At 69.9% G+C, this 15,866-nt stretch carries 19 protein-coding genes; 10 read left to right on the top strand and 9 right to left on the bottom strand.

What is annotated here, in order from left to right:
- The first annotated feature begins 98 nt into the window (after window positions 1–98).
- Window positions 99–1,064 carry an iminosuccinate reductase BhcD gene (bhcD, locus tag ACRDNQ_RS01100; RefSeq protein ID WP_431826774.1) on the top strand — a complete coding sequence of 322 codons (966 nt, stop codon included), beginning with the start codon at window positions 99–101 and terminating at the stop codon, window positions 1,062–1,064.
- Window positions 1,065–1,070: 6 nt separating this feature from the next.
- Here the strand turns inward: bhcD and ACRDNQ_RS01095 are convergent, their stop codons facing one another.
- Window positions 1,071–1,907, bottom strand: a complete 837-nt coding sequence (locus tag ACRDNQ_RS01095) for a c-type cytochrome (protein ID WP_431826773.1) — start codon at window positions 1,905–1,907, stop codon at window positions 1,071–1,073.
- 224 nt (window positions 1,908–2,131) lie between these two features.
- On the opposite strand from ACRDNQ_RS01095, the gene ppk2 reads away from it, so the two are divergent.
- Both ppk2 and ACRDNQ_RS01085 read left to right on the top strand, forming a co-directional pair.
- Complete coding sequence (gene ppk2 / locus ACRDNQ_RS01090) at window positions 2,132–3,112, top strand: polyphosphate kinase 2 (protein WP_431826772.1); 981 nt, start codon at window positions 2,132–2,134, stop codon at window positions 3,110–3,112.
- A gap of 111 nt (window positions 3,113–3,223) precedes the next feature.
- Window positions 3,224–3,535 carry a hypothetical protein gene (locus ACRDNQ_RS01085; protein WP_431826771.1) on the top strand — a complete coding sequence of 104 codons (312 nt, stop codon included), beginning with the start codon at window positions 3,224–3,226 and terminating at the stop codon, window positions 3,533–3,535.
- Here ACRDNQ_RS01085 and ACRDNQ_RS01080 read toward each other — a convergent pair.
- On the bottom strand, window positions 3,520–3,957 hold the full coding sequence (locus ACRDNQ_RS01080; RefSeq protein WP_431826770.1) for a low molecular weight protein-tyrosine-phosphatase: 438 nt from the start codon (window positions 3,955–3,957) through the stop codon (window positions 3,520–3,522). The two genes, ACRDNQ_RS01085 and ACRDNQ_RS01080, sit on opposite strands and share 16 nt — an antisense overlap.
- Window positions 3,958–4,010: 53 nt before the next feature.
- On the opposite strand from ACRDNQ_RS01080, the gene ACRDNQ_RS01075 reads away from it, so the two are divergent.
- Window positions 4,011–4,703, top strand: a complete 693-nt coding sequence (locus ACRDNQ_RS01075) for an NAD-dependent deacylase (RefSeq protein ID WP_431826769.1) — start codon at window positions 4,011–4,013, stop codon at window positions 4,701–4,703.
- Here ACRDNQ_RS01075 and ACRDNQ_RS01070 read toward each other — a convergent pair.
- The 3 genes from ACRDNQ_RS01070 to rpmB all read right to left on the bottom strand — a co-directional run bounded on the left by ACRDNQ_RS01070 (window position 4,700) and on the right by rpmB (window position 5,973).
- Window positions 4,700–5,191 (bottom strand): copper chaperone PCu(A)C, encoded by a 492-nt coding sequence (locus ACRDNQ_RS01070; protein ID WP_431826768.1) that lies wholly within the window; start codon window positions 5,189–5,191, stop codon window positions 4,700–4,702. The two genes, ACRDNQ_RS01075 and ACRDNQ_RS01070, sit on opposite strands and share 4 nt — an antisense overlap.
- A gap of 44 nt (window positions 5,192–5,235) precedes the next feature.
- Window positions 5,236–5,586, bottom strand: a complete 351-nt coding sequence (locus ACRDNQ_RS01065) for a hypothetical protein (protein WP_431826767.1) — start codon at window positions 5,584–5,586, stop codon at window positions 5,236–5,238.
- A gap of 99 nt (window positions 5,587–5,685) precedes the next feature.
- A complete protein-coding gene (gene rpmB / locus ACRDNQ_RS01060; RefSeq protein WP_431826766.1) occupies window positions 5,686–5,973 on the bottom strand; it encodes a 50S ribosomal protein L28 in 288 nt (95 codons plus the stop codon).
- 223 nt (window positions 5,974–6,196) lie between these two features.
- Between rpmB and ACRDNQ_RS01055 the strand changes: the two genes are divergently transcribed.
- Window positions 6,197–6,415, top strand: coding sequence for a hypothetical protein (locus tag ACRDNQ_RS01055; protein ID WP_431826765.1), 219 nt, complete (start codon window positions 6,197–6,199; stop codon window positions 6,413–6,415).
- Window positions 6,416–6,423: 8 nt separating this feature from the next.
- Here ACRDNQ_RS01055 and meaB read toward each other — a convergent pair whose 3' ends face one another.
- The gene (gene meaB, locus ACRDNQ_RS01050) at window positions 6,424–7,407 is read right to left on the bottom strand and encodes a methylmalonyl Co-A mutase-associated GTPase MeaB (RefSeq protein WP_431826764.1); all 984 of its coding nucleotides are present in this window, start codon (window positions 7,405–7,407) and stop codon (window positions 6,424–6,426) included.
- 116 nt (window positions 7,408–7,523) lie between these two features.
- Between meaB and ACRDNQ_RS01045 the strand changes: the two genes are divergently transcribed.
- The 5 genes from ACRDNQ_RS01045 (at window position 7,524) to ACRDNQ_RS01025 (ending at window position 12,753) form a co-directional block, all read left to right on the top strand.
- Complete coding sequence (locus ACRDNQ_RS01045; RefSeq protein WP_431826763.1) at window positions 7,524–8,246, top strand: DUF3108 domain-containing protein; 723 nt, start codon at window positions 7,524–7,526, stop codon at window positions 8,244–8,246.
- Between the two features lie 9 nt (window positions 8,247–8,255).
- A complete protein-coding gene (gene hrpB, locus ACRDNQ_RS01040; RefSeq protein ID WP_431826762.1) occupies window positions 8,256–10,703 on the top strand; it encodes an ATP-dependent helicase HrpB in 2,448 nt (815 codons plus the stop codon).
- 89 nt (window positions 10,704–10,792) lie between these two features.
- The gene (locus ACRDNQ_RS01035) at window positions 10,793–11,191 is read left to right on the top strand and encodes a hypothetical protein (RefSeq protein WP_431826761.1); all 399 of its coding nucleotides are present in this window, start codon (window positions 10,793–10,795) and stop codon (window positions 11,189–11,191) included.
- A 94-nt stretch (window positions 11,192–11,285) separates the two neighbouring features.
- Entirely contained in the window at window positions 11,286–12,158 is an 873-nt protein-coding gene (locus ACRDNQ_RS01030; RefSeq protein ID WP_431826760.1) for an S-methyl-5'-thioadenosine phosphorylase, read from the top strand.
- Between the two features lie 46 nt (window positions 12,159–12,204).
- Window positions 12,205–12,753: an adenine phosphoribosyltransferase gene (locus ACRDNQ_RS01025; RefSeq protein ID WP_431826759.1), complete on the top strand. Its 549-nt coding sequence runs from the start codon at window positions 12,205–12,207 to the stop codon at window positions 12,751–12,753.
- Window positions 12,754–12,885: 132 nt separating this feature from the next.
- Here ACRDNQ_RS01025 and ACRDNQ_RS01020 read toward each other — a convergent pair whose 3' ends face one another.
- The 3 genes from ACRDNQ_RS01020 to ACRDNQ_RS01010 form a co-directional block, all read right to left on the bottom strand.
- Entirely contained in the window at window positions 12,886–14,076 is a 1,191-nt protein-coding gene (locus ACRDNQ_RS01020) for an MFS transporter (protein WP_431826758.1), read from the bottom strand.
- Entirely contained in the window at window positions 14,073–14,372 is a 300-nt protein-coding gene (locus ACRDNQ_RS01015; RefSeq protein ID WP_431826757.1) for an ArsR/SmtB family transcription factor, read from the bottom strand. Before ACRDNQ_RS01015 ends, ACRDNQ_RS01020 begins: the two co-directional genes overlap by 4 nt.
- Before the next feature lie 63 nt (window positions 14,373–14,435).
- Window positions 14,436–15,851, bottom strand: a complete 1,416-nt coding sequence (locus tag ACRDNQ_RS01010) for an FAD-binding oxidoreductase (protein WP_431826756.1) — start codon at window positions 15,849–15,851, stop codon at window positions 14,436–14,438.
- Between the last annotated feature and the right edge of the window lie 15 nt (window positions 15,852–15,866).

Raw genomic sequence — 15,866 nt, 5'->3', positions numbered from 1 at the left:
CCGGACGAGGCCTCCGGCGGGGATATTTGACCCAAGAAGAAACCCGGAAGGGTCGCATGGGCGGCCCCGGACCCTGATCGAACGCGAGGGAGGCAAGCATGCTGATCGTCAACGAAGAGGTGTGCCAGAAGGTCGTCGGTCGCGCCGACGCCTTTGCGGCGGTCGAGGCGGTGTTCGGCGCCATGGCGCGTGGCGACGCCCGCAACTTCCCCGTCGTGCGCGAGGCGATCGGGCACGCAGATGCGCTTTACGGCTTCAAGTCGGGCTTCGACCGGGCCGGTCTTGTGCTGGGCGTGAAAGCGGGCGGCTACTGGCCGGGGAACATGGCGAAGGGTCTGACCAACCATCAGTCGACCGTTTTCCTCTTCGATCCCGACACGGGGCGGCTGTCGGCGCTGGTGGGCGGAAACTACCTGACGGCGGTACGCACCGCCGCGGCGAGCGCCGTGTCGATCGCCCATCTTGCGCGCAAGGACGCCAAGGTGCTGGGAATGGTGGGCGCCGGGCACCAGTCGACCTTCCAGCTGCGCGCCGCGGCTGAGGTGCGCGCCTTCGAGAAGGTGCTGGCCTGGAACCCGCACCCCGACATGCTGCCGCGGCTGGCGGCGGTGGCCGAGGAGATCGGCCTTCCCTTCGAGGCCGTCGAGCGCGAGGCGCTGTGCGCCGAGGCCGACGCGATCATCACCATCACCTCGGCGTTCGAGCCCCTGCTGATGCAGGTGTGGATCCGTCCCGGCACGCATATCGCCTGCATGGGGACCGACACCATGGGCAAGCAGGAGCTTGACCCGATGATCCTTGCCGGGGCCACCGTCTTTACCGACGAGGTGGCGCAATCGGTCTCGATCGGCGAAGCCCAGCACGCAGTGGCGGCGCGGACCATCGAGGCCGGGGACATCACCCCGCTCGGGGCGGTGATCAACGGAACGCATCCCGGCCGGACGTCGGACGACGAGGTGACGGTCTTTGACGGCACCGGCGTCGGGCTTCAGGATCTTGCGGTGGCCTCGGTCGCGGCCCGCCTTGCGGCGGAACGGGGTCTGGCGACCGAGGCCGCGCTGTAGGCGGCCTCAGCCCGGATCGGGCAGCGGCGGCAGTTGCCGCAGGAAGAGGATGATCGCGTCGATATCCTCGGGCTTGGTCGCGGCATAGTAGGCAAAGCCCATCGGCGGCATCATCCGGCTTCCGTCGGGCCGGATGCCTTGCGTGATCATCGCGCGCAGCTCGTCATCCGAATATCCGGCGATCCCGTCTTCATGCGGCGTGAGGTTGGCCGAGACCGACACCCCCCAGGGCCCGTGGAATTCGAAACCGCCCGCGCCCAGATGCGTGTCGAACATCGGACCCTGCGCGCCCGGGGTGGTGTGGCATTCAAGGCAATGCGCCACCGGCCCGGCGAGATAGGCGCCGTATTCGACCGTCACGCCTTCGGGGATCGCCGCGACGCTGTCGATCGGCGGCCCGTAGGCGGGCGGAAGCGGGATGTTGTAGGTCGAAGCCGGCACGACGTTGTCGCTGGCCGGCAGGGTCCGAAGGAACATCACGATCGACAGCAGGTCGTCGTCCGACAGCCCGCGGTAAAGCCCGATGGGCATGGGCGGGCCGATGACGGTGCCGTCGGGGCGGATCCCCTCGCGGATGGCTTTGGCAAGCTCGGCGTCGCTCCACCCCGCAGTGCGCCCGCCGGGGGTGATGTTCGGGGCCCAGGCCTCGAACAGGTCGTTCTTCTCGACAAGGAAGCCGCCCAGTTCCTTCGTCATGTCCGGGCCGTCCGGCCCCTGTGGCGTATGGCAATTCCCGCACCCGGCCGGCCCCCGCACAAGATATTCGCCCCGCTCCGTCGACGGCGCGGCGAAGGCCGCCGAGCCGGCGCAGAGAGCGAGCGACAGGCAAAGCAGTCGGTTCATCTTTCACCCCCCTGGATCTGCCGCACCCTCGGAGACTCACGCCCCGTTCGCGGCCGGCGCAAGCTTACGTTACGTCAGGCGATCTCCCTAAACGCACGTTTGAAACGGTTTCCCGGCGCACGGGCGGCGCAATGGGCGGCCGATGCAACAGTTTTGTGACATGGATCAACGACACCTCGGCCGCAATCTGCCTTGGTTGCGCGAACGGAACGAGGAGATCGAAGATGGCAGAGACCGCCCTTCTGAACGGCGACGCAACGGCCGAGGCAAAGCCGGCCCCCCAGGCCACACCGGCCCAGACTCAGAAGCAGACCCCGCCCACCGGCCAGCATCAGGCCCGCCCCCCAAGTCCTGACGTGATCCGACGTGCGTTCGAGACGGGGAAATACCCCTATCGCAACCATGTTCCGCGCCGCGCCTACGAGGCCGAGAAGGCCCGGCTTCAGGCGGAACTGCTGAAGGTCCAGCTTTGGGCGCAGGAGACGGGCGAACGCTTCGTGATCCTGTTCGAAGGGCGCGATGCGGCCGGCAAGGGCGGCACGATCAAGCGATTCACCGAACACCTCAATCCCCGGCAGGCGCGGGTCGTGGCGCTCAACACGCCGACCTGGGAAGAGAAGGGCCAATGGTTCTTCCAGCGCTATGTCCGCGAACTGCCGACCGTGGGCGAAATGGTCTTCTACGACCGGTCCTGGTACAACCGCGCCGGCGTCGAGCGGGTGATGGGCTTCTGCACCCCCAACGACTATCTCGAGTTCATGCGCCAGGTGCCCGATCTTGAGCGGATGCTCGTGCGCGACGGAATCCGGCTTTACAAATACTGGTTCTCGGTCACGCGGGCCGAACAGTTGCGCCGCTTCAAGGCACGCGAGACCGACCCGCTCAAGCGCTGGAAGCTGTCGCCGATCGACAAGGCCAGCATCGAGAAATGGGACGACTACACCGAGGCGAAGGAGGCGATGTTCTTCTATACCGACACCGCCGACGCGCCATGGACGATCGTCAAGTCCGACGACAAGAAGCGCGCGCGGCTGAACTGCATGCGCCATTTCCTGGACAGTATCGACTATCCCGAAAAGGACCCGACCATCGCGCAGCCGCCCGATCCGCTGATCGTCGGGCAGGCCAGCCACGTGGTGCGGCGGTCGGATCACATCCTTGGCGCCTCGCTTCATCCCGACATCCGGCATGTGAAAAGGCCCTGACGCCGATGTCCCGCCGTCCGGACATCTTGCCCGGACGGCGGGCGTTGTGGCATATTCCGTTAACGAACCGGTGGCACAGATCGCCGGGAGAGGCAGACAAAGAGGTGTCTCATGAGACGACCGATCGCAGCAGCAGCGACAACCCTGGTCCTGACAGGCCTTGGCGGCACCGCAATGGCGGGCACCATCGAGCGGGCCTGCCTGAGCAGTGACCGGCCGGGAATCAGCCGGTCCCTGTGCGGGTGCATCCAGCAGGCGGCCGACCTGACGCTGTCGACGAAGGATCAGCGGCTTGCCGCCAGCTTCTTCAAGGATCCCCATCGCGCGCAAGAGGTCCGCCAGTCGGATCGCCGCTCGGACGAGGAATTCTGGGAGCGGTACGTGAACTTCGGCACGGCGGCCGAAACCTACTGCCGCAACTGATCGAGGATCGCGCCCGCCCCGGTTTCGACAACGTCGAGCACGGCATCGAATTCGCCCGTGATATAGGGATCAGGCACATCGGCATCGTCGAGGAACAGCCGGACCGGCGTGGGATGCCCCGCCGGCCGCAGGCGTTCGATGTCGTCCAGATTGGCGCGGTCCATGGCAAGGATCAGGTCGAAGTCATCGAAATCGGCCCGGCTGAAGCGCCGCGCCCGAAGGGGCGTCAGGTCATAGCCCCGCAACGCCGCCGCGGCGACCGCCGGGGGATGGGGCGGCTTCCCGACATGCCAGCCGCCGGTTCCGGCGCTGTCGACCACGAGGTCAAGACCACGCGCCACGGCCTGCGCGCGCAACACCGCCTCGGCGGTGGGCGAACGGCAGATGTTGCCAAGACAGACGCAAAGCACGCGGCGGACCATCGCCCGATCTGGCCATGTCCCCCGGTCGCGGTCAACCCGACGGCATGCATGGCATGACACGGCACCTTTTCCTTCTGACCGGGGCCGGCATCTCGGCCGAAAGCGGCCTTGGCACTTTCCGTGACGCGGGCGGCATCTGGTCGCGCCATGACCTCGACGAGGTGGCGACGCCCGAGGGCTTCGCCCGCGACCCGGCGCTGGTCCACGGCTTCTACAACGCCCGGCGCGAGAACTGCCTGGGGGCACATCCGAACGCGGCCCACCGGGCGCTGACGCGCCTTCAGGCCGGCTTTCGCGGAGAGGTGACGATCGTCACCCAGAACGTCGACGACCTGCACGAGCGGGCGGGGACGGCCGGCGTGATCCACATGCACGGCGAGGTGATGCGCGCGTTGTGTGCGGCCTGCGGCGCGCGCTGGCAGGCCCCGCGCGTCATGGCGCCCGCCGACCCCTGCCCCGCCTGCGGTCGCGCCGCGACACGCCCGGACGTCGTCTGGTTCGGCGAGGTTCCCTATCACATGGACCGGATCGCCGACCGACTGTCGCGTGCCGACCTCTTCGCCGCCATCGGCACCAGCGGTCAGGTCTATCCCGCCGCGGGTTTCGTGGCCGAAGCGCGCGCGGCGGGGGCGCGGACGGTCGAGTTGAACCTTGCGCCATCCGACGTCGCGGGCGCCTTCGACGAGGTCATCGTCGGGCCCGCGACCCGGATCGTGCCGGCCTGGGTCGACCGGCTTCTGGCCTAGTTGCTTGGCGCCCCGTGCCCCTGGCCGTGGGCCATGCCCATGCCATCGGCGCGCTCGTTGTCGATCGGCACCGTCAGGGTCATCTCGCCGGCCTTCTCGAAGGTCAGGGTCAGCTCGATCGCCTCGCCCTGCGTGAAGGGGCGGGTCAGACCCATCATCATCACGTGCAGCCCGCCGCGCTGGAGCATGGTTTCGCCGCCGGCCGGAATGGCGAAGCCGTCCTTGACCTCGACCATGCGCATGACGCCCCCGGCGTCCTCGAGGTGGGTGTGCAGTTCGACCCTTTGTGCCGCGTCGGTCGAGGCCGCGACAAGGCGGTCATCCTCGGCTCCGGTGTTGACGAGGGTCATGAAGGCGGCGCCGGCCATGGCGCTGGGCGACGCGGCCCGCGCATAGGGATCGCGCACCTCGATCGTCTCGGCGGCGAAAAGCGGCAGGGCGATGGACGCGGCCGCAGCGGCCGCAAGAAGCGTCTTGGGAAGGGACATCGTGGTCTCCGTCGTTGGTCGTGAAGTGTCGGTGATCGTCAAGCTCAGGCCAGGCGCGGCGGTGCGCGGGCCTTCCAATCGATCACCGCGACGGAGGCGGCAAGGGTGGTTTCCGGCCGGTCGACGCCCGCGCATACGATATCCGCAGGCCGGGCCACCACAACGGGCGGCGCGAGCGGCGCGGCGAGCTTGAGAATGCCATCCGGGCAGGTCTGGACCGACGTGACGGGCTGGCCATCCGCGTCGACCGTCACCGTGACGACCTGCGTGCCGATGCAAAGCACCACCTCGCCCGCGACACGCGCCTGCCCGCGGGCGTGGCCGACCGACAGCGCGGTGACGACCATCCCCAGCACAAGGCCGGTCAGCGTGAAAAGACGAAGAGCGTTCGGCATCGGCCCGCTATTGCCCGACCCGTGGCGGAAGTCCAAGCGGCAAAATGCAGCGGCCCCGCCGATCGGGCGGGGCCGTGCGCAATGAAGCGGACGAAAGCGTCAGGCGGCGGCCTGGGCCTTCGCGATCTCTTTCTTGATCTTCAGCGCATTCGCCGACAGGTCGGCGTCCTTCGCCTTGGCGAGGAAGGCGTCGAGGCCGCCCGTATGGTCGACCGTGCGCAGCGCGGCGTTCGACACACGCAGCCTGAAGGTCCGGCCAAGCGCTTCGGACATCAGCGCGGTCTCGGTCAGGTTCGGCAGGAAGCGCCGCTTCGTCTTGTTGTTGGCGTGGCTGACGTTGTTGCCAGTCATCGGCCCTTTACCGGTCAGTTCGCAACGGCGCGACATGGTTTCATCCTCGTCTGTAACGGGCGAAGCCCCGCACCCGGTGCAGGGCCTCGAAATTCAGTTGCGGGGTCTTAGGCAGAATCGCCCGGGCAGTCAAGGCTTGGCAAGGCGCAAGGCCCGGCGTGGGCGCCGGCCCGGATCCATCGCCGACCCGACGGCTTGCCCCCGGTGACCGCAGCGCCCTATACGCACCAGAGACATCGAACAGCAAGGGCGCGACCGCATGAGCACGCTACTCGAGACCATCGCCGACGAACTTGCCCGCGATGTGCTGGACGCCGCCGAGGCGGCGGGCGACGACGAGCTCGTCGACAAGGTGGCAAAATCCATCGGCGTCGCCTCGCCGACGTTCCAGGAAGCCTTCAGCACTGCCGTCCGGATCCGCCGTGCCGAACGGCGTGGCCGCGAGGCGCTGGCCACACTGATCAAGCAGCGGACCTGACCCCGGACCTATCGCCGCCGCCGGGTCTCGAGCAGCGCGCGCGCCGCCGCCCGCGGCGCGGCCGTCCCGGCTTCGACCGCCGCGCCAAGCCGCGTCATCTCGGCGCGCGTCGCGGGATCCGACGCAAGCTCCTGCAACAGGGCATGGCGCACCTCGTCCTCGAACCAGGCCCGCGCCTGGGCCGCGCGCCGGGCCGCCCAGACGCCGGCGTCGCGCCGCCATTCGGCCAGCCCGGTGATCGCCTCCCACGCCGCGTCAAGCCCGGTCTCGGACAGGGCCGAGACCGCCAGCGCCTTGGGAAAGCCCGGCGGGTCCTCGGGCCGCTTGCGCAGAAGCCGCAGCGCCCCGGCGTAGTCGGCGCAGGTCCGCATCGCCGCCGGAAGAAGCTCGCCATCGGCCTTGTTCACAAGGATGAGGTCGGCGATTTCCATGATGCCCCGCTTCACGCCCTGAAGCTCGTCCCCGCCCGCCGGGGCCAGAAGCAGCACGAAGACGTCGGACATGCCCGCGACCATGGTCTCGGACTGACCCACGCCCACCGTCTCGATCAGCACCACGTCGAAGCCCGCCGCCTCGCAGACGGCGACCGCCTCGCGCGTGCGGCGCGCGACGCCCCCCAGTGTGGTCTGGCTGGGCGAAGGACGGATGAAGGCGTTCGGATCGCGCGACAGACGCTCCATCCGCGTCTTGTCACCCAGGATCGACCCGCCCGAGCGTGTGGAGGACGGATCGACCGCCAGAACCGCAACCCGCAACCCCTGCCCGGTCAGCCGCGTGCCGAGGGACTCGATGAAGGTGGACTTGCCCACGCCGGGTGTGCCCGAAAGGCCGACCCGCAGGGCCTGCCGCCCGCTGGCCGCCAGCCGTTCGAGCAGCCGGTCGGCATCCTCGCGGTGGTCTGACCGGGCGCTTTCGATCAGCGTGATCGCCCGCGCCAGCGCCCGCCGGTCGCCCGCAATCACCTTCTCTGCAAGCTCTGTAACGGCGTTCACGGCTTTCCGGCGGTTCGCCGCTGACGAAGATGTCAGCGCAGTTGACTTCGTGGCCAGAGACTTGCCCATAAGCCCCATGATATGTCCAGAGCAACGGACGCATGAGGCAGGCGACGATGACGACGGCACGACGGGTCCTTCTGGCCGCGGCGATCGCGGCGCTTCCCTTCGCAGCACTGGCCCAGAGCAGTGATCAGGGGATCTTCGACATCTACCTGCGCGGCGTGAAGGCCGCGCAGCTTGGCTATTCGGGGGCCGAACAGGGCGGCCGCTACAGCGCGGCCGGAAAGCTTCAGACCTCGGGCCTGATCGGGCGTCTGCGCACGGTCAGCTATGACGCCAAGTCCCGCGGCGTGATCTCGGGGCGGGACTTCCGCCCCTCGCTTTACGAAGAGGCGCGCAACAACAACGGCGAGGTGCGAAAGGCCCGCATGGCCTATCGCGGCGGCGTGCCCCAGGGGCGCGAGCTCGATCCCCCGCGCCCGCAAAGCGAACTGGCGCTCGACCCGGCCAAGCAGGGCGGAACGCTGGACGTGATGACCGCGATCTATGCGGTCCTCGGCGCCCAGCCGCGCGACGCGGTCTGCAAGGTCGACGAATACCTCTTCGACGGAATCCGCCGGTCACGCATCACGCTTGGCGCGCCGAAGGTCGAGGGCGACACGATCCGTTGCACCGCCGAATACCGGCGCATCGGCGGCTTCAAGCCCGACGAGATGGCCGAACGCACCGTCTTCCCGTTCCAGCTGACCTACGAGCCCGCGGGCGACGGCAAATGGCATGCCACGCGCGTCGACATGGAAACCACCTATGGCCGGGGCTCGATGGTTCGGCGATAACCGGTCCCCGTGACGCCCGCAGCAACCACCGATCCGCTTCCCATCGACCCGGCGCTTCCCGCGCTGCTCGACGCGCTTTCGCGCGCCGGCGCCGCCGTGCTCGAGGCGCCGCCCGGCGCCGGCAAGACGACGCGCGTGCCCCTTGCGCTGCTTGACGCCGGCCTGACGCCGGGCCGCATCCTGATGCTGGAGCCGCGCCGCCTTGCCACCCGCGCCGCCGCGGAACGCATGGCCGAGGCCCTGGGTCAGCCGGTCGGCCACACCGTGGGGTACCGGATGCGGGGCGAAAGCCGGGTCTCGCGCGGGACCCGGATCGAAGTGGTGACCGAGGGCATCCTGACCCGAATGCTTCAGTCCGACCCGGGGCTTGACGGCGTGGGCGCGGTGATCTTCGACGAGTTCCACGAACGTTCCCTGGCCGCCGACCTTGGCCTTGCCCTGACGCTCGAAGTGCGGGGCGCGCTGCGCGAGGACCTTATCTTGCTGGCGATGTCCGCCACGCTTGACGCCGCGCCGGTGGCGGCGCTGATGGGCGGGGTGCCCATCGTCCGGGCCGAGGGCCGTGCCTATCCGGTTGAGACGCGCTGGCTGGCCGGCCCGCCCCCGCAAGGTGAACGGTTCGAGATGACGGCGGCGCGCCTTGTGGCCGCTGCCGTGGCCGAAACCGAGGGTGGCGTCCTTGTCTTTCTGCCCGGCGCCGCCGAGATCGCCCGCGTCGCGGCGTCGCTTGAGGGACGGCTGCCGGACGGTTGCGTGATCCGCCCCCTGCACGGCAGCCTGCCTTTCGCGCGCCAGCGCGCCGCCATCGCCCCCGCGCCGTCGGGCCGCAAGGTGGTGCTGTCGACCTCGATCGCCGAGACCTCGCTCACGATCGAGGACATTCGCGTTGTCGTCGACTGCGGCCGCGCCCGGCGGGCGAGGTTCGATCCGGGATCGGGCATGAGCCGCCTGGTGACCGAGCGCGTGACCCGCGCCGAGGCCGACCAGCGCCGGGGCCGTGCCGGGCGGGTCGCGCCGGGCATCTGCTACCGGATGTGGCCGAAGGCCGCCGAGGGCGCGCTGGCCGCCTATCCGCCGGCCGAGATCGAGGCCGCAGACCTTGCCGGCCTCGCCCTTGACCTTGCGCTTTGGGGCACGCGCGAGGTGGCCGACCTTGCCTTTCTCACGCCGCCGCCCGAGGCGGCGCTGGCCGAGGCGCGGGAGCTTCTCAAGGGCGTGGGTGCGCTGGACGCCACGGGTGCGATCACCGCCCATGGCCGACAGATCGCCGCCCTGCCGCTGCATCCCCGGCTGGCCCACATGCTTGCCCTTGCCGGCCCCGCCGCCGCGCCGCTGGCCGCGCTTCTGGGCGACCGCGATCCGGCGCCGGGGGCGGGTGCCGATCTTTTGGCGCGGCTCGAGGCGCTGCAGGGCCGCGATCGGGGCCTTGCCCTGTCGCGCGAGACGGCGGGACGGATCCGCGACGAAGCGCGCCGTCTTGCCTCGGCCGTCACGGGGCCCGACGCGGGCTTCACGCCCGCGCAGATGGCCGCGCTCGCTTACCCCGACCGCATCGCGCAACGCCGTCCGGGCGACGAGCCCCGCTTCGTCACCTCGGGCGGCAAGGGCGCACGGCTCGATCCCGCCGATCCGCTGGCTGCCGCACCCTATCTCGTCGTCACCGACACCGACGGCCACCCGCGCGAGGCGCGCATCCGGCTGGCCGCCCCCATCGCGGAAGCCGACCTGCGCGCGGTCGCAGGCGACGCCATCGCCTGGGTCGAGACCTGCGCCTGGTCGCACCGCGACCGCCGCGTCGTCGCGCGGCGGCAGGAACGCCTGGGCGCGATCGTCCTTGCCGACCAGCCCTGGCCCGAGGCCCCGCCCGAAGCCGTCGCCCTGGCGATGCTCGACGGCGTGCGCGAGCGTGGCCTGCGCCTGTCGCCGGCGGCCGAGCGCTTTCGCGCCCGCGTTGCCGCAGCACGGGCGGGGGGCCTCGACCTGCCGGACATGTCGGATGCGGCCCTGTTGGACCGACTTGAAGACTGGCTGCTGCCGCATCTGTCGAACCTGCGCACGGCCGCCGACTGGGATGCCTTCGATGCGCTGCCGGCGTTGCGCGCCATGCTCGACTGGCCGGCGCTGCAGGCCCTCGACCGTGCGGCCCCCGGCCACGTCACGACCCCATTGGGGCGCGAGGTCGCCATCGACTATTCCGCTGGCACGCCCGAGATCGCCGTCCGCCTGCAAGAGATGTTCGGCACCACCGTCCACCCGACGGTCGCGGGCCAGCCTTTGAAGGTGACGCTTCTGTCCCCCGCGGGCCGACCGCTTCAGACCACGACGGACCTGCCGGGCTTCTGGGCAAGCTCCTACGCCGATGTGCGCAAGGAGATGCGCGGCCGCTACCCGCGTCATCCCTGGCCCGAAGACCCGACGACGGCCCCACCCACGCTGCGCGCAAAACCCCGGGGCTAAGGGTCCGTCGCGCGCGGACCCGGACCTTGCATCGCAGCCCTTGCATCGCAGCCTCTTGAATCACCGGCCGACCCGTCTGACAAAGGGGCATGAGCATCGCCCTGCCCCCGTATTTCTTTCGGATCCGTGAAAACGGCGCGACGGTCTTCCGCGTGACGACCGAGAACCGCCTTGGCCGGATCGAGATGGAGCCGATCGCCAGCCTCAACCTGCGCAGCGGTGAGGTGAAGCCTCAGGGCGGGCGGACGCTGACCGAGGTCGACCGCACCGCGATCGACGACTGGATCGTGGCGCGCCGCGACACGCTTGCCCGCCGCGAGGCGGACGAGATCGAGGCGACGATCGACCGGCTGAACCTTGCCGCGCACTGGGCGCAAAGCCGCGCGACCGATGCCGAGCTCGACGCGCTGACCGACCGACTGCTGATGGCCATGCACGACCTGCGCAGCGTCCTTGTGCGTCGGAAAGCCGACCGACTTCCGAAGTGACGGATGACCTGCGCCGGGGCTTGCTTTCCGGGCGCCGCCGGACAACCCTTCGGCGTGCAACCCTGCGGCGAGCCGTGTCAGAAGGACCCCGTCCATGAGCAGAACGATGATCGGCGTGATCGGAGGATCGGGCGTCTACGAGATCGCGGGTCTGGAAGACGCCCGCTGGCGCCGCATCGACAGCCCCTGGGGCGCCCCGTCGGACCAGATCCTGACCGGGACGCTTGACGGCGTGCCGATGGCCTTCCTGCCGCGGCACGGGCGCGGGCATGTCCATTCACCAAGTTCCGTCCCCTACCGCGCCAACATCGACGCGCTCAAGCGCCTTGGCGTGACCGACGTCGTCTCGGTCTCGGCCTGCGGGTCGTTCCGCGAGGACATGGCGCCGGGCGACTTCGTGTTGGTCGACCAGTTCATCGACCGCACCGTCGGACGCGCATCCTCGTTCTTCGGTCCCGGCTGCGTCGCCCATGTCTCGGTCGCGCATCCGACCTGCGCGCGCCTGTCGGCCGCCTGCCACGAGGCCGCGATGGCCCAGGGCATCCGCGTGCACAGGTCGGGCACCTATCTTGCGATGGAGGGTCCGCAGTTCTCGACGCTGGCGGAATCGCGCATGTACCGCGAGTCCTGGGGCGCCGACGTGATCGGCATGACCAACATGCCCGAGGCCAAGCTCGCCCGCGAGGCCGAGCTTTGCTATGCCAGCGTCGCGATGATCACCGACTACGACAGCTGGCACCCCGAGCACGGCGAGGTCGACGTGGCCGAAATCATCCGCACCATGACGGGCAACGCCGATCGGGCGCGCGCACTTATGGCCCGCCTTCCAGCGGTGCTGGGTGCGGCCCGCGCGCCCTGCCCGCACGGCTGTGACCGGGCCCTTGACCATGCCATCCTCACCGCGCCCGACCGGCGTGACCCCGCGATTCTGGACAAGCTCGACGCGGTGGCGGGGCGCGTTTTGTGATGCAAGGCCGCGCGGATCGCGCAACCACCGACACGGAGACCCGACGATGAAGGACAGCGCCCCCCGCAAGGCCGTGAAGGACTATATCCGCACGATCGTGGATTTCCCCCACGAGGGGATCATGTTCCGCGACGTGACCACGCTTTTCGCCGATGCGCGCGGCTTCCGAATGTGCATCGACCAGATGCTGCACCCCTATGCCGGCGAGCGGATCGACAAGGTCGCGGGGCTCGAGGCGCGGGGATTCATCATCGGCGGGGCCATCGCGCACCAGTTGTCGGTGGGCTTCGTGCCGATCCGCAAGAAGGGCAAGCTGCCCGGGGCCACGATCTCTGAGGAATACCAGCTGGAATACGGCGAGGCGATCATGGAAATCCATGACGACGCCGTGCAGCCGGGCGAGAAGGTGCTGCTGGTCGACGACCTTCTGGCCACCGGTGGCACCGCCGGGGCGGGCATCCGGTTGCTGGAGCGGCTGGGCGCGCAGATCGTGGGCTGCGCCTTCATCGTCGACCTGCCCGAGCTGGGCGGCCGGCGTCATCTCGAAGCCATGGGGATGGAGGTGCACGTCCTGTGCGAGTTCGACGGCGCGTGAACCCCCCATTAACCATTCCGCGCGTATTCGTCACGAAGCCCGACGGGATCGGGCCTGTTTGAGCGCGGCCCCCTCCGTGCGAGTGACGAGTGATCATCGCCCTGCCGGTCCCTGATCGGCGGGGCGCCTTGCTCAGCGCAAGGGTCGCAGCCTGCCCGCCGACGCCAGCCTGGCCCGAAGGTGAACAAGCGGCACCGCCGCCACCACCCCGAGAAGCGCGAAAAGCCAAAGTGCGCCCGTCCATCCCAGCGACGCCCCGGCAGCCGCGAAGGCGAAGGGCGCGCCGGCCGAGGCGATGGTGCGCACCAGCGCCAGCCGACCAAGCCGCGCGCCGTATCCCGCCCGCCCGAACAGCGCCAGCGGCACCGTGCCGCGCACGATGCTGGCAAGCCCCTGCCCCACCCCGAAAAGCGACGCAAAGAGGATGCCGGCCAGCCAGACCGGCGCCCCTGCGATCAGGCCCACCGCCGACAGCGGCAGGGCCGCCGCCGAGATCGCGGCCACCGTCAGCGGGTGAAGCCGGCCGAAGAACAGCGCGTCGACCAGTCGGATCCCCACCTGCGCCGGCCCGACCAGCATCGCCGCCAGCGTCGCCTGACCGGCCAACCCGGACGCGGCAAGGACTGGCACCATGTGCACCCCGAAGGCCGACACCAGCGCCCCGGACAGCGCGAAGCTGACGGCGACGGCGCGGAAGGCGTGATCGACCTCGGCAGGCGGCAGCGGCACGGCCTCGGGGACCGGCCGCTGCGGGAGGGGGCCGTCACCCACCAGTGGCGATTGGCGGACAAGCCACAGGTGCAGGCCCGCGCCAATCGTGAGGTGCAGCGTGCCGAAGATCGCGTAGGTCGCGCGCCAGCCCACCGCCGCGTCGAGCCAGGCCGCAAGCGGCCAGAAGACGGTCGACGCGAAGCCGGCGATCAGCGTCAGCCGGGTGATCGCCCGCCGCGCGCCCGCCCCGCGCAGTTGTGCAAGCGCCGCGAACGCCGCGTCGTAGAGGACGGCGACCGCCACGACCTCGGTCAGGATCACGGCGACGGCCCAGACCGCAAAGCTGGGCGCCGCTGCCATAAGCCACAGGCAGGCGGCCGCCAGAAGGCTTCCCGCCGCCATCAGGCGCGGCGCGCCGATCCGGTCCATCAGACGCCCCGCCTCGACCGCCGCGAAGCCACCGACAAGCAGACCCGCGGAAAAGACGGCGTAAAGATGCGCCTCGGGCCGGCCGAAGGTCTGGGCGACCGCGGGTGCGAGGATCGGGAAGGCATAGTAAAGCGCGCCGTAGCCGATGATCTGCGTGAGGCCCAGCGCAAGGACGGGGTTCACTCGGACTGCCCCATGTCGGCGCAGCACTCGGACCGGAGGCTTGTAACGACGGCGTCGATGCCCTCGAAATCGGCCCGACAGATCAGCGTCGTGCCGTGCCGTTCCTGCGTGACAAGGCCGACCTTCAGAAGATGCGCAAGGTGATGCGTCAACGTCGAGGCCGGCAGGCCCAGACGCGCCTGAAGCGCCCCGGTGGCAAGCCCGGCCGGGCCCGCGCGGACCAGTGCCCGGAAGGCGGCAAGGCGGGTCGGATTTCCCAGTGCAGCAAGGCGAAGGGCAAGGGCGTCAAGATCCATGTGCGCGGGATCGCACGGCGACGGATTTCCGACAAGACTATTTCGGCATTCATCGAAATAGAGTCAGCGCAGGCGCAGGACCGCGCCGGGATTCATGATGCCGTACGGATCGAGCGCGGCCTTGATCGCCCGCATGGCGGCCAGTTTCGCGGGGTCGCCCCAGCGTTCGAGATCACCGACCTTGAGCCGGCCGATGCCGTGCTCGGCGCTGAACGACCCACCCAATGCGACGGTGCGGGCGTGGATGACCTCGGTCACCGCGGCGCGGAGGTCGTCGAACTCCTCCCGCCGGCGGCCGGATGCGGGGAAGACGTTGAAGTGCAGGTTGCCGTCTCCAAGATGGCCGAAGGTGTTGACGCGAAGGGCCCCCATCGCCTCGATCGCCGGTGTCGTCTCGGCGATGAAGCGCGCGATCTCGCCCAGCGGGAGAGAGATGTCGTGCGAGGCGACCGCGCCGATCTTGCGATTCGCTTCGGGAATGGCCTCGCGCAGGGTCCAGAAGGCGGCACGCTGCGCCTCGGACTGCGACAGAAGCCCGTCGACCGCCAGTCCGTCCTCAAGCGCCGCTTCGAAGAGGGCTTCAAGCGCCGCGCCGGGATCGCTTCCGGCGCCGGTGCCAAGGTCGATCAGCACCGCCCAGGCGGGCACATCCGCCAGCGGCCAGCGCGCGGCCATGCCCGCTTCCGACAGGAAGCGCAGGCCGGTACCGGACAGCAACTCGAAGGCCGAGACGGCTTCGCCCACCCGGTCGCGCGCGCGGTTCAGAAGCGTCAGCGCCGCCTCGGGCGAGGCCACCGACAGAAGTGCGGCCGCCTGACGCTCGGGGCGCGGGAACAGCCGCAGGGCGGCGGCGGTGATGACGCCAAGCGTCCCCTCGGACCCGATGAGAAGGCCCCTCAGATCGTAGCCCGTGTTGTCCTTGCGCAGCCGCTTCAGCCCGTGGTGGATGCTGCCGTCGGGCAGCACCGCCTCGACGCCCAGGCACAGTTCGCGCGCGTTGCCATAGCGCAGGACGCCGGTGCCGCCCGAATTCACCGCCAGCGCCGCACCGATCTGCGCCGTCCCTTCCGAGCCGTAGGACAAGGGGAAAAGCAGCCCCGCCTCGCGCACGGCCTCCTGCACGGTGGCAACCGGGGCGCCGGCTTCGGCCACCAGCACGGCTTCCTCGGCGTGGACGGTGCGGATCGCCCGCATCCGTTCCAGCGACAGCAGAAGCGGCAGAGGACCGCCTTCGGCGATCTGGCCGGCGACCAGACCCGTGCCCCCGCCATAGGGCACGACCGCGATGCGCGCCTCGCCGGCGAAGCGCAGGATCTCGGCGACCTCGGCGGGCGTGCGCGGCGCGGCAACGGCGGCGGCGCGGCCGTGGTAACGTCCGCGCGGCTCTTCCAGATATCGGGGCTCGACCGGGCGCAGCGTGTCATCGCGCAGACGCGCGCCCAGTTCGGCCAACAGAGCGGGGGAAAGATCCCTCAGCATGGCGCCATCAAACAG

Source organism: Saliniferula longa (genome assembly GCF_050789285.1).
GTDB lineage: Bacteria > Pseudomonadota > Alphaproteobacteria > Rhodobacterales > Rhodobacteraceae > CAVPWP01.
The sequence above is the reverse complement of the archived record's forward strand: the minus strand, read 5'-3'. Positions and strand labels throughout refer to the sequence as shown.